This is a genomic window from Bradyrhizobium zhengyangense (genome assembly GCF_022012555.1).
Lineage (GTDB): Bacteria > Pseudomonadota > Alphaproteobacteria > Rhizobiales > Xanthobacteraceae > Bradyrhizobium > Bradyrhizobium zhengyangense.
Map to the genome: position 1 here is coordinate 754,417 of NZ_JAKLTZ010000003.1, position 12,698 is coordinate 767,114.

The window sequence follows — 12,698 nt, forward strand, 5'->3', positions numbered from 1 at the left end:
GACGCCGCCGAGCGCGGCAAGCTGGAGCTACGATATGGATTACGCGAAACCCTCCGACGTTGTGGCTTCGATGGTCGATGCCAGCCTGAAGAAGCTGGCGCTTGCCCCGCGGGATATTCTGATCCGCGGAGCGATTTCCGGGGCTCTGCTCGGTGCTGCCACCACGCTCGCCTTCACCGGCGCTCTCACCACCGGCCAACCGCTCGTCGGCGCACTGATCTTCCCGGTCAGCCTCGTGATGATCGTGCTGCTCGGCCTCGAGCTTGTCACCGGCAGCTTTGCCATCGTTCCGCTCGCGCGCCTCGAAGGCAAGGCGAGCTGGAACGCGGTGATCGCCAACTGGTCCTGGGTGTTCGTCGCGAATTTGCTCGGCAGCCTCGCTTTCGGCGCGCTGATCGCGATCTCGCTGACCAACATGGGCAAGGTCGAGGTCGCCGGCGTCGCCGCGAAGATCGTTGCGGTCGCCGAAGCCAAGACCATCGGCAATGCCGCGATCGGCACCGCCGGCATGGTCTCGGTCTTCGTCAAGGCAATCCTCTGCAACTGGCTGGTCTGCCTCGGCGTCGTCATGGCGATGACCTCGACCTCCACGGTCGGCAAGATCGCCGCGACCTGGCTGCCGATCTTCCTGTTCTTCGCGCTCGGCTTCGAGCACGCCGTCGTCAACATGTTCGTCATCCCGACCGGCATGCTGCTGGGCGCCAAGGTCAGCCTTTCCGATTGGTGGCTGTGGAATCAGATCCCGGTGACGCTTGGCAATCTCGTCGGCGGCTTCGTCTTCACCGGCCTTGCGCTCTACGCGACTTACAAGCCCGCCAAGCCCGCGGCCGATGTCGCGCAGGTCGCGGTCCAGGCAGCAGAGTAGGTTCATTCAGTCCATGAAACTCGATACAGCACCCACGGCCGATTTCTCCGACGAGCAGAAGCGGTATCTCGAAGGTTTCATGTCCGGCATGCAGGTCGGACGTGTCGGGCGCGCCTTCGCAGCCGGCGGAGCGCCTGCCGCCGGCGCTCCGTCTGAACCGATGGGGCCGGACGCTGCGGCGATCAAGGCGCAGGACAAGCTCACGGCGGCGGGCAAGAAGCTCGCCGATCAGGAGAAGTTCAAGCGCGAGATGCATCCGTTCGATGCCTATGAGCGGCTGAAGGACCAGGCGCGCAACAACGCCAATCCGACGCCGGCGGATAATTTCCGCTGGCGCTATTACGGCATCTTCTGGGTGGCGCCGGCGCAGACTTCCTATATGGCGCGCCTGCGTATTCCCAACGGCATTTTGAAGCACTGGCAGATGTCGGGCCTCGCCGACATCGCGGAAAGCTGCGGCGGCGGCTACACCCATGTCACCACCCGCGCCAACTTCCAGATCCGCGAGATCGAGCCGAAGAACGCGGTCAAGCTGATCGAGGGGGTCCAGGACATCGGCCTGTGCTCGCGCGGCGCCGGCGCCGACAACATCCGCAACGTCACGGGCACGCCGACGGCCGGCATCGATCCGCAAGAGCTGCTCGACACGCGTCCTTACGCGCGCGAGTGGCACTACCACATCCTCAACGACCGCTCGCTGTTCGGCCTGCCACGCAAGTTCAACGTTGCCTTCGACGGCGCCGGCAAGATCGCCGCGCTGGAGGAAACCAACGACATCGCCTTCACCGCGGTCGAGGTGAAGGACGGCCATGGCGTCGAGCCCGGTGTCTGGTTCAAGCTCGGCCTCGGCGGCATCACCGGCCATAAGGACTTTGCAAAATATTCCGGCATCGTCGTGCGCCCCGAAGACGCGACCGCTGTTGCCGATGCCATCGTGCGCATCTTCATCGAGCACGGCGACCGCACCAACCGCAACAAGGCGCGGCTGAAATACGTGCTCGACAGCATGGGTCACGACGGCTTCCTCAAGCTCGTCGAGGAGCAACTGAAGAAGCCGTTCGCGCGCGTTCCGGCCGAGGCGTTGCTTCCGCGTCCCTTGTCCGACCGCATGGCCCATATCGGCGTGCACAAGCAGAAGCAGGCCGGGCTCAACTGGCTCGGCGTGGCGCTGCCGGTCGGCAAGCTCACCTGCGAGCAGATGCGCGGGCTCGCCAAGATCGCGCAGGATCTCGGCGACGGCGATATCCGCCTGACGGTCTGGCAGAACCTGTTGATCTCGGGCGTCCGCGACGAGAGCGTCGCGCTCGCCACCGCCGCGGTCGAGAAACTTGGCCTTGCCACGCAAGTGTCGAACGTCCGGGCCGGCCTGATTGCCTGCACCGGCAATGCCGGCTGCAAGTTCGCGGCCTCCGACACCAAGCGTCACGCCGCTGCGATCGGCGACTGGTGTGACGAGCGCATCAATCTCGACACGCCGCTCAACATCCATCTGACCGGCTGCCATCACTCCTGCGCGCAGCACTACATTTCCGACATCGGCCTGATCGCGGCCAAGGTGCCGGGGGCGAGCGAGGACGATCAGGTCGAGGGCTACCACCTCTTTACTGGCGGCGGCTTCGGCCCCGACGCCGATATCGGCCAGGAGGTGTTTCACGATCTGAAGGCCGAGGATGCGCCGAAGATCGTCGAGAGCCTGCTCAAGGCGTATCTCGCCAACCGCACCTCGCCCGAAGAGACGTTTCTGACCTTCTCCCGTCGCCATGACGGTGAAGCCCTGCGCAAACTCGCCGAAGCGGAAGTAGCAGCATGACCCAGATGTCCGTGCCTCCCAAGATCGAGATCATTCCGGCCAATGCACCGTTTAGTGAGGGCCAGCGGCTCTGGCTGAACGGATTTCTCGTCGGCATGCTCGGCCTCGACGGCTCGACGGCTCTGTCGCCGATCGAGAACGGTGCCTTGCTGGCGCCGCAGGGCGATGGCGACGATGGCGAGGCACCCTGGCACGATCCGGCGATGCCGATCGCCGACCGCATGAAACTCGCCGAGGGACGTCCGCTCCGCCGCCGCATGATGGCGGCGATGGCGCAACAGGATTGTGGCCAGTGCGGCTACAATTGCGCCGACTATTCCGACTCGATCGCGAACAAGAGCGAAGCGCGTCTCAACCTCTGCGCCCCCGGCGGCAAGGAGACGGCGCGGATGCTCAAGCAGCTGTTCGAGGAGGTCGACAAGGCGCCGGCGGCGAAGCCCGCGGCAGGGGCGGCTAGGGCTGCGAGTGCGCCGGCTGCGCCTGAGGTGAAGGCCGAGGTCGGCCGTGCCCGCGAAAATCCGGCTGAAGCCACCTTCCTGTCGCGGCGCTTGCTCAACAAGGGCGGTTCGGAGAAGGAGACCTATCACGTCGAGTTCGACCTCTCCGAGAGCAAGCTCGACTATGTCGTCGGCGACAGTTTTGGCGTGTTCGCCCGCAACGACCTCGGTCTGGTCGACCAGATCATCGCGCTGCTCGGCGCGTCCCACACCACCAAGGTCAACAACAAGACGTTGCGCGAGGCGCTGGTCGAGGACGTCTCGCTATCGCCGGCGCCGGACAAGCTGTTCGAACTGCTTTCGTTCATCACCGGCGGCGCGCAACGCGAGAAGGCGAGGGCGCTGGCGCAGGGCGAGGATCCCGATGGCGATGCGGCAACGCTCGACGTGATGGCGGCGCTGCAGAAGTTTTCGGGCACGCGGCCGCATCCGGAGGCCTTCGTCGAGGCGCTGGAGCCGCTGCAGCCGCGGCTCTATTCGATCTCATCGTCGCACAATGCGACGCCCGGAAAGCTTTCGCTGACGGTCGATTCCGTTCGCTACGTCGTCGGCAAGCGCAAGCGTCTCGGCGTCGCCTCGACCTTCCTCGGCGAGCGTATCGCCGAGGGCGACAAGCTCAAGGTCTATGTGCAGAAGGCGCACGGTTTCGGCTTGCCGCAGGATCCGAAGACGCCCGTCATCATGATCGGTCCCGGCACCGGGGTTGCGCCATTCCGCGCCTTCCTGCTCGACCGCAAGGCAACCGGCGCGCAAGGCAAGAACTGGCTGTTCTTCGGCCATCAGCGCAGCGACTGCGATTTCTTCTATCGCGACGAGCTCAACGCGATGAAGACTTCGGGGCTGCTGACGCGGCTGTCGCTCGCCTGGTCGCGCGACGGCGAGAAGAAGTTCTACGTGCAGGACCGCATGCGCGAGCTCGGCCGCGAAGTGTGGACGTGGCTCGCCGAGGGCGCGCATCTCTACATCTGCGGCGATGCAAAGCGCATGGCCAAGGATGTTGAGCGCGCGCTGGTCGACATTGTCGCCCAGTTCGGTGCGCGCTCGACCGACGAGGCGGTCAGCTTTGTCGCCGATCTCAAGAAGAAGGGCCGTTTCCAGGCTGACGTGTACTAAGGCCCGGGGAGACCAGCGTGAATCGCCGCCGTGGCGCAATCGCGCCCGCGGCGGCGTTCTACTGTGCATGGGGTTGTTTTCAAAGGTTTGGTCCGGGTGGAACCGGAACCGGTTCCATTTGGCTTGGATTTTAGCGAATAAGATTTCTGGAACCCGCGGCTGCGAAGAATTTTCGCCTGCAAAGCGAGCCAGGGAAGCGCTTCCATCGCTATTTGCACGATGGTCTTACAGCCGTCGTGCTGGATCGTTCATACTGGGCGGATGGTGCGTTGGAAATCGACCATCCGGGAATTGTCGGCGGAAGCCAGGCTTCATCTCTATGCGCGATCGGTCTCGCGCAGGGCAAAGGCGAACGCGCACCACATCGGCATCTTCGGCGCGTGCGCGCTCATCGCAGTGCTTCTCTTCGGCACGCTGTCGGCGCACCCGTTCTGATCACGACCCGCGCTTGAACGGCGCGACCTCGATGCCAGCATCCTTCAAGGCCTGACGCAAGGTCCGCGCGATCTCGACGGCGCCGTGCGTATCGCCGTGAATACACACCGTGTCCGTGCGCATCTTGATGACCTTGCCGGTGACCGACACCACCGCACCGTCCTGCACCATGCGCACCACGCGGTCGGCGATCGCTTTCGCGTCGTGCAGCACCGCGCCGGGCTTCTTGCGCGAGACGAGGTTGCCATCGTCCTCATAGGCGCGGTCGGCAAACACCTCATGCACCATCCGCAGGTTCGCTTCCTCGCCGGCCTTCACCAGCTTCGAATTGGCGAGCACCACGAAGATCAGGCTGGGGTCGACTGCCTTGATTCCAGCCGCGATCGCCTTCGCCGTCATGTCGTCCTCGCAGGCGACGTTGGAGAGCGCGCCATGTGCCTTCACATGCGTGACCTTGTGGCCTGCCGCGGTCGCGATCGCCTGCAGCGCGCCGATCTGGTAGGCGACGAGGTTCTCGATCTCGGAGGACTTGAGGCCCGCGATCGGATGCCGGCCAAAGCCGTGCAGGTCGCGATATCCAGGATGCGCGCCGACCGAGACGCCGCGCGCCTTCGCCAGCTCCACCGTCCGCCGCATGATGTCCGGGTCGCCGGCATGGAAGCCGCAGGCGACATTGACCGAGCTTGCGAGCTCGATCATGGCGGCGTCGTTGCCCATCTCCCACGCGCCAAAACCTTCGCCGAGGTCGCAATTGAGATCGATCGTCTTCATGGTTGCTCTCCGCCTTTGGTCTTGTTGTCGCTTACGGCTCTGCCGCGACCTGCCAGGTCCCGGCATCCATCGCGCTCACCGCATAGCCCGCAACATTGGCATCGCTGAGTGCCTCGATGTTGAGCTCGACGGTGTCCGACGAGCGCAGGCGATCGGGCAGGGTGCGGATCAGCTGCTGAAACCTGCGTGCCTCGTCCTGCGCCTCGGCCATCGTGACGGCCTTGAATCGGAACGCCGTTCCGGCCGAGGTCTGCGCGAGACGGCCGACATCGGCTGTGATCACGGTCGCGATCTTCGGGTAGCCGCCAGAGGTGCCGCGGTCCATCATCAGTGCGATCGGCGAGCCGTTGCCGGGCACCTGGATGCTGCCGTTGACCGTGCCGTCGGAGACGATGTTGTGGCCGTGCAGATGCTTGATCGCGGGGCCCTCGAGCCGATAGCCCATGCGATCTGACGTCGCCGAGATCTTCCACTCGCTACCCAGGAACAGCGCCTTGTTGGCATCGTCGAACTCGTCGTCCTGCGGGCCCAGCACGACGCGGATCGGTCCGGTCGCGGGCTTGGGCAATTCGATCCGCAACTCGGGCGCACCGCTCGCGGCATCGACCGCGAATTCGTCGCCGGCCTGCAGCGGCCGCGGGTAGGGGCTGCCGAGCCCGGCGCGGGCGTTCACCGCAAGGCTGCCGAACACCTCTTCGCCCTTGATGGCGCCTTCGATCGCCAGATACGTGAACGCGCCGCCACGGGCAAAGCCAAGTGTCAGCGTCTCGCCATCCTTCAGCGTCACGGACGAATCCATAGCCACCGGTTTCCCGGCGATATCGGCGTTGCGCGGCGCGCCTGATATGGCGACGCGCACGGCGCCGTCCCGGGCCGTGAAGGTGGCACCGAACGGGCCGATCTCGACCGCGGCTGCGAACGGCTCGTTGCCAACGAGCGTATTCGCTGCGGCCAGCGTCAGCCGATCCATGGCGCCGCTGACCGTGAGGCCATAGCGCTGCGCGCCGAGGCGGCCGCCGTCCTGGACGGAGCTCGCAGGCCCGATGCTGGTGACGATCAGCCGGCTCATGCGTCGACCCGTTCGGCGATGATCTCGCCGGCCTCGGCCGCGCGATCCAGCTCCTCGAACGTCTTGTGGTCGATCGCAAAAAACGTCACGCGATCGCCGGGCTCGGTGAGGAAGGTCGGATTGCGGTGGAGTTGATAGGTTCGCACAGGCGTGCGCCCGAGCAGATGCCAGCCGCTCGGCGCGGCCAGGCACTGGATGCCCGCCTGGATGCCGCCGATCGAGATCGTTCCCGCAGGCGTGAACAGCCGGGGCGACTGCCGCCGCGACATGTGCAGCGATTTGTCGAGGCCGCTGAGATAGGACCAGCCGGGCGTGAAGCCGATCATGGCGACGCGATAATCGCCGCCGGCGTGGCGGGCGACGATGTCGTCGGGTGTGGTGCTCAGCGCCTTTGCGACATCCTCGAGATCGATGCCATGCTCGCCGCCATAGGCGACGGGAATGCGCCAGCGCCGTGCTTTTGTGGTCGGCGGCAGCGGCTGGGTCGCGAGCGCAAGCAGCTTTTCGCCGAGCGCGTCAAAACCGATCTTGCCGGGATCGTAATGCACCAGCAGCGAGCGATAGGTCGGGATCGTCTCGGAGATGCCCTCGATGGGGCTTGCCGCCAGCGCCTTGTCGAGCGCGAGCACGCGCTCATTGGCGGCGTCGTCGATGGTGCGGCTGAACTCGACCGTGACGGCGCTGTCGCCACTGGGCAGAAGGCGGGGCGGTGGAAGCGTCGCGGCCATGAGATGTCGAATTCGGGCCTTGAGGAAATGCGCGGGCTCGACCTTGAGTTCCGCCTCAACCTGCTTCGCGTAAATGCGCCCGCAAGTCCAATAAATTAATGCCGGGGGTGACGATAAAGCCTTGTTATCGCGTCGCATAACCGCCCGGCAGGGTCGCATTCTTGACAGGGCTTTGGCCCTTGACGACGAGCCTCCGGCTCGCAAGATGCGCGCGTTCTTTCCTGCACCTCGGAGCTCGTTCTCGTCCATGTCGCTGTCCCCCGAAGCCCGCAAGACCCTCGCCGGCATCACCACTGCCACCATCACCACGGTCCTGCTGAAGAAGGGCCTGCGCAATGTGTGGATGCGCGGCGCGCGTCCGCTTCGCCCGGGCCTGCCGCGCCTGGTAGGACCGGCGTTCACGCTGCGCTTCGTGCCGGCGCGCGAGGATCTGGCGACGCCGGAGTCTTGGTCGTCGCCGATCTCGACCCGCACCGCGATCGAGGCGATGCCGGAAGGCTGCATCGCCGTGGTCGACGCCATGGGCATCACCGACGCCGGCATCTTCGGCGACATCCTCTGCGCGCGCATGATGAAGCGCGGCGTCACCGCGCTCGTCACCGACGGCGTCGTGCGTGACGTCGAGGGGGTGCTCGGGACCAATCTGCCGGTGTGGTGCGACGGCTATGCCGCGCCGCCGTCCGTGGCCGGCCTCACCTTCGTCGGCTGGGGCGAGCCGATCGGCTGCGGCGGCGTCGCCGTATTCCCGAACGACATCGTGGTCGCCGATCAGGACGGCTGCGTGCTGATCCCGGCGGCAATGCTCGAGCACGTCCTTGCCGAGGGCGTCGAGCAGGAGCGGATGGAAGCCTGGATCGTCAACGAGGTGAACAACGGTGCGGTGCTGCCGGGCCTTTATCCCATGAACGCCGAAACCAAGGCACGCTACGCCGCCAGCAACAAGTAACAGGAAACGAGGACACCATGGACATCACGCTCGCAGGCACGCGGCCGACCCGTCGCGCGCCCAAGGAAAATTTTACCGGCACCGTGTTGCAGGATCCCATCAACATGGCGCCCGCGCCGGCACGGCTGAACGTCTCGCGCGTCTCGTTCGAGCCGGGCGCCCGCATCAACTGGCACCACCATCCGCTTGGGCAGACGCTCTACGTGATTTCCGGTGTCGGCCGCGTCCAGACCAAGGGCGGCCCGGTCAAGGAAATCCGTCCTGGCGACACCGTCTGGATCCCGCCAGGTGAAGTGCACTGGCACGGCGCCTCGCCTGGTAACAGCATGTGCCATATCGCCATGCAGGAAGCGCTCGACGGCGTCTATTCGACATGGCTTGAGCCGGTCACCGACGCCGAATACGGCGCGGCGCTGGGCTAGAGCGCTCCGCTTACATCCGCTCCGCCGTCCACGTGCCCGAGCACATGGCCCCGCGCCATGTGCCGGAGCCTGACGTGCCGCTGAGCCGGCCGGAGCCGACCGCGTGCTTGATGCCGGTGCTCAAGGAGACGTTGATGCTGCCGGCATCGGCGACGCGCCCTGACGCCGTCACTGCCGTGCTGCTCGAGGCGATCTGGCCGTTACTGATGCCGATCGCGACAGTGGCGCCGTTGCCGCAGGTTTCGCTCGACGACGAGATGCGGACATTCCATGTCCCGTCGAAGGTCGAGCCCGCAGCATCGGCCTGCGCGAGCGGGAAGGCGATGGCGATAATGGTGGCGAAGAGACCCTTGCAAAATCCGTTCATGACACGCCCCTTGTGATTGACCATGCGGGGATCGTGTCACGGGCACGGAACCGGCGATGTGAGGGCTGTCACGCGCGTCAGGTTCTCTGTGAGGTGACGCACATCGGAGTGACATCGCGGGCAAAAGCAAAGGGGCCCGGATCACGGGCCCCTTGTCTTTCTCGAAATTGTCGAGCGAGGTCTAGTTCACGCGCGTCCAGGTTTGACCGCCGCAGAACATGCCGCCAAAGGCGCAGCCCTGCACGCGCAGGCGGTCGCCTCCCTTCAGCGAGATCGTCGAATCGTAGGTGGAGCCGCTGTTGGGATCGAGGATGCGGCCTGACCATTTCAGGTCCTTGCCAGGCTTCATGTTGATCAGAACTTGCTCGCCATTCTGGTTCGATTTGCTGTCGACCGAATAGCCGCACAAATTATTGCCGCACTGCTCGATGCGGACCTTGCCTTCCTTCTCCTCGGTGAGCCAGACGCCGAGCGGTGAATTGAGATCGCGCGCGGGTGCGGCTGCGGGAGGCGGCGGTGCGACGGCCGCAGCCTGAACAGGCGCCGGGGCAGGCGCTGGCGCAGGTGGTGGAGGCGGCGCTGGCGGTGCAGCCGCTACGGTCGGAGCCGGCGGTGGAGGTGGTGCGGGCGGCACCGCGGCGACCGTTGGGGCTGCACTCGGAGCCGGTTGTGGCGGCGGCACCATATCGTCGGGCGGAGCCGTGCTGGCGGTCGTCGCCCCAGGCGGAGCAGCTGGCGGTGGCGGCGCTGGCGGTGGTGCTGCGGCCGCTGCCGGGGCGGGCGCCGCGGGAGCCTGTTCTGCCGCCGGAGGCGCGGCAACGGGAGGTGGGGCCGGCGCGGGCGGCGGTTGCGGATCGACCTTGGCCTGCTGCGGCGCCTGCTGGTCCTGCTTGGTGTCGTTCTTCTTGGCTTTCTTGGCTTTGCCCTGGCCGGTGTTGTCATAGACGCCGGGGATCTGCACCGTGCCGCGGTCCGGATCGATGCGGATGGTGCGCCCGCCATACTCGAACGTGTACTGCGCCTGCGCTGCGGTGCTCACCAAAAGGAATGCGGCCGTGGCCAACAGCTTCCTCATTTCCATCTCCCGAAAAGCTGATCCCCGCACCGACGATTACGCCCCGGTTCATCTGTGAAAAGTGATCTAGATCACTGTCTCCGTATGAGTCGTCTGCCGGTGGTCCCCGGTTCAATAACGCCGGACTCGGTCCAGAGTTGGACGGGTGGTCCACCTACTTCTCCGGGCAGCGCGAATCCGCGGCCTGCTCGGCACGGGCGAGGGCCGCCGCGTTGGCCTTGTCGGTGTGGATTTCGACCGCTCCAACGAGGCAGGCCTTCTCGCCATTGATCGCAAACACCGAGAGCTCCTGGATTTCGCGCTCATCGTCACCGACCCGGCTCCAGGTCCGGATCACCGCGGCCCTGGGGACGCCGGCGCGCATGATCCACTGCACCTTGTCGCCAAAGGCTTTGCCGGCACCGCGCCATTGCGCCGTCGGCCCCTGCACCTTCTCGATCGCGCGCCTCGGCGCAATCATCAGCGAGACGATGTTGCCCTCGTCGGCGAAGCGCACGACGTAGCCGGCCGGACCTGGGCAGGTCCACAGCCCGAACCCTTCCTTGCATTGGTCCTTGCAGGCGGGGCCCATCGCCGGCGTGAAAGGCGTCTGCCCGAATGCGCTGCCGGCTCCCGCCAGCGCGAGCGCCGTCGCCGACACGATCACCAGCCGCATGCTAGTCGAACCAGGCGGCGTAGATCTTCTTGTAGCTGCCATCCTCCATGGAGATGTGCAGCCATTGGTCGACGAAGGCTTTCAGCGCCATGTCGCGCTGGAGCCAGTAGGCCTTCTCCGAGAAGTCGAACGGCTTGTCCGGATGCACTGCGCAGAGCACGCCTGAGTTCTGCTTCTGCTGGTAGCGGGTCTCGGAGGCGTCCGTCATCATCAGGTCAGCGTTACCCTTGGCGATCTCGTGGAAGATCTCGGTGTTGTCGGGGAAGACGGTGATGTCGGCATCCTTGATGTTGGCGCGCGCGAAACGCTCATTGGTGCCGCCGGGATTGACGATGACGCGGATGCCTTTCTTGTCGATGTCGGCAATGGACTGGTACTTGCCGACGTCGGCGCAGCGCGCGATCGGTGTCTTGCCCTCGCGCATGATCGGGATCGAGAAGTAGCCCTTCTTCTGGCGATCGAGCGTCACGGAGACGCCTCCCATCGCGATGTCGAACTGGTCCGCCTCGAAATCCTTCATCAGCTTCGGCCAGGCCGTCGGCACGAACTCGACCTTGACGCCGAGCGCCTTGCCCAGCGCCTGCGCCATGTCGACGTCGAAGCCGGAGAACTGCTGTGTTGCCTTGTCCAGATAGGTGAAGGGCTTGTAGTCGCCGGTCATGCCGACGCGCAAGGTGCCGCGCTTGATGATCTCGTCGAGGCGAGAGGGCGACGCCTGCTGCGCGTGAGCCGAAAGGTTCATCAGCAGTGCGACGGCCAAAGCCGCCAAGATTCGAACGGTCATCTCTTTTCCACCCAAGCCCGAGCTGTCATTGTGCAGCTCTTCTGAGTTGGATTTAGACCAGATGCCGGCCGCTGGCGAGGCGGAATTGAAGGGAATTGTGAAGTGACGATCTCGATGTACGAGGCCTCTGTCGGCCTCTTCGTGCCTTACCTGCGCAATCTGTCCGTGCTGCTCGACAAGGGCGTTGCCTATGCCGAGACCCGCAAGTTCAATCCGGCGGTCCTGCTCGGCATGCGCATGGCGCCGAACATGTACGATCTGGCGCAGCAGGTCGGCGAGGCCTGCCGCCACGCCACAGTCGCGCCGGCCCTGCTGGCGCAGTGCGAGCCGGTTGCGCTGCCGCCGCTGGAGCACGACATGGCCGGGCTTCAGGCTCGGATCGCCACCTCAATCGAGTTCATTGAAAGTCTTCCGCGTGCCGAAATCGACGCGGCGGCGGAGCTGAAGGTCTTCTTCAAGCTGAAGAACGGGACCGAGCTGCCCTTTACCGGGCGGACGCTGCTGCTCACCAACAGCGTCCCGCAGTTCTTCTTTCACGTCACGACCGCGTACGACCTGTTGCGGCACGCAGGCGTCGAGTTGGTGAAGAAGGACTTTTTGGGAAGGAAGTAGAGGCTTGGTCTACACCTCTCCCCGTCAGGGAGAGGTGTACGGAGTGATAGGGCAAAGGAACTACGCTTCGCCCTTGCGCTCGTAATCGGCGAGCGAGCTGCGGCCGGCGATCTCGCTGCGCAGCAGCTCGAAGCGCCTGTTGGCCTCGTCCTCGTGTTCGTCGACGAAATGCACGGCGGCCTCGCTGGTCATTGGGCCACTGACCACGGGAGCAGACTGCTCGCCGATGGTCTCGTGCACGTAATACTGGCCGTCGTCGCCGCGATGGACCGTCCATTTCAGGCGGATCGCCACCATCGGTCCGGGACCGACTTTGCTATAGCCGTCGGCGTCGGCCGGGTGCTGCGGCACCAGCGGCTGCTCCTCGACCACGGGATGGTCGTGCGCGTCCACGGTAGAATGTTCGGCTACGGCAGGATGCTCATCAGCGACGGCCGCCTCCGTCTCGGTGTCCCGGACAACGAAGGTCGGCTCGGGGTGCTCGAAAATGCTGGCGATGGTCGCCAGCGCTTGGTCGGTCGGGTCGATCTCTGACAAGGTCCATCCTCC

The 12,698-nt window shown here is 65.3% G+C and carries 14 protein-coding genes; 6 read left to right on the forward strand and 8 right to left on the reverse strand.

Translation table 11 applies throughout. The features are described 5' to 3' along the window. Positions 1-34 precede the first annotated feature (34 nt). From L6639_RS14240 to L6639_RS14250, 3 genes are read left to right on the forward strand one after another with little or no spacing between them, the layout of a single operon-like run. The gene (locus L6639_RS14240; protein WP_237862309.1) at positions 35-865 is read left to right on the forward strand and encodes a formate/nitrite transporter family protein; all 831 of its coding nucleotides are present in this window, start codon (positions 35-37) and stop codon (positions 863-865) included. 13 nt (positions 866-878) lie between these two features. Beyond that, complete coding sequence (locus L6639_RS14245; protein ID WP_237862310.1) at positions 879-2,675, forward strand: NirA family protein; 1,797 nt, start codon at positions 879-881, stop codon at positions 2,673-2,675. After that, complete coding sequence (locus tag L6639_RS14250) at positions 2,672-4,285, forward strand: sulfite reductase subunit alpha (protein WP_237862311.1); 1,614 nt, start codon at positions 2,672-2,674, stop codon at positions 4,283-4,285. Before L6639_RS14245 ends, L6639_RS14250 begins: the two co-directional genes overlap by 4 nt. A 435-nt stretch (positions 4,286-4,720) precedes the next feature. On the opposite strand, the gene L6639_RS14255 is transcribed toward L6639_RS14250, so the two are convergent. The 3 genes from L6639_RS14255 to pxpB are packed head-to-tail and all read right to left on the reverse strand — an operon-like array spanning position 4,721 to position 7,288. Further along, positions 4,721-5,491 (reverse strand): LamB/YcsF family protein, encoded by a 771-nt coding sequence (locus tag L6639_RS14255; RefSeq protein ID WP_237862312.1) that lies wholly within the window; start codon positions 5,489-5,491, stop codon positions 4,721-4,723. Between the two features lie 31 nt (positions 5,492-5,522). Further along, the gene (locus L6639_RS14260; protein WP_237862313.1) at positions 5,523-6,560 is read right to left on the reverse strand and encodes a 5-oxoprolinase subunit C family protein; all 1,038 of its coding nucleotides are present in this window, start codon (positions 6,558-6,560) and stop codon (positions 5,523-5,525) included. Next, positions 6,557-7,288: a 5-oxoprolinase subunit PxpB gene (gene pxpB, locus L6639_RS14265; RefSeq protein WP_237862314.1), complete on the reverse strand. Its 732-nt coding sequence runs from the start codon at positions 7,286-7,288 to the stop codon at positions 6,557-6,559. Before pxpB ends, L6639_RS14260 begins: the two co-directional genes overlap by 4 nt. Before the next feature lie 247 nt (positions 7,289-7,535). Between pxpB and L6639_RS14270 the strand changes: the two genes are divergently transcribed. After that, positions 7,536-8,234 carry a ribonuclease activity regulator RraA gene (locus L6639_RS14270; RefSeq protein ID WP_237862315.1) on the forward strand — a complete coding sequence of 233 codons (699 nt, stop codon included), beginning with the start codon at positions 7,536-7,538 and terminating at the stop codon, positions 8,232-8,234. 17 nt (positions 8,235-8,251) lie between these two features. Continuing rightward, positions 8,252-8,656 carry a (R)-mandelonitrile lyase gene (locus L6639_RS14275; RefSeq protein ID WP_237862316.1) on the forward strand — a complete coding sequence of 135 codons (405 nt, stop codon included), beginning with the start codon at positions 8,252-8,254 and terminating at the stop codon, positions 8,654-8,656. 10 nt (positions 8,657-8,666) lie between these two features. Here the strand turns inward: L6639_RS14275 and L6639_RS14280 are convergent, their stop codons facing one another. From L6639_RS14280 to L6639_RS14295, 4 genes are all read right to left on the reverse strand, one after another. Then, positions 8,667-9,023 carry a hypothetical protein gene (locus L6639_RS14280; RefSeq protein WP_237862317.1) on the reverse strand — a complete coding sequence of 119 codons (357 nt, stop codon included), beginning with the start codon at positions 9,021-9,023 and terminating at the stop codon, positions 8,667-8,669. A gap of 181 nt (positions 9,024-9,204) precedes the next feature. After that, positions 9,205-10,098 (reverse strand): DUF2147 domain-containing protein, encoded by an 894-nt coding sequence (locus tag L6639_RS14285; RefSeq protein WP_237862318.1) that lies wholly within the window; start codon positions 10,096-10,098, stop codon positions 9,205-9,207. Positions 10,099-10,252: 154 nt separating this feature from the next. Further along, positions 10,253-10,753: a hypothetical protein gene (locus tag L6639_RS14290; protein WP_237862319.1), complete on the reverse strand. Its 501-nt coding sequence runs from the start codon at positions 10,751-10,753 to the stop codon at positions 10,253-10,255. Between the two features lies 1 nt (position 10,754). Beyond that, positions 10,755-11,537: a transporter substrate-binding domain-containing protein gene (locus L6639_RS14295; protein ID WP_237862320.1), complete on the reverse strand. Its 783-nt coding sequence runs from the start codon at positions 11,535-11,537 to the stop codon at positions 10,755-10,757. A gap of 114 nt (positions 11,538-11,651) precedes the next feature. Between L6639_RS14295 and L6639_RS14300 the strand changes: the two genes are divergently transcribed. Further along, the gene (locus L6639_RS14300) at positions 11,652-12,149 is read left to right on the forward strand and encodes a DUF1993 domain-containing protein (protein WP_237862571.1); all 498 of its coding nucleotides are present in this window, start codon (positions 11,652-11,654) and stop codon (positions 12,147-12,149) included. A 60-nt stretch (positions 12,150-12,209) separates the two neighbouring features. Here the strand turns inward: L6639_RS14300 and L6639_RS14305 are convergent, their stop codons facing one another. Then, positions 12,210-12,686, reverse strand: a complete 477-nt coding sequence (locus L6639_RS14305; RefSeq protein ID WP_237862321.1) for a hypothetical protein — start codon at positions 12,684-12,686, stop codon at positions 12,210-12,212. Positions 12,687-12,698 lie beyond the last annotated feature (12 nt).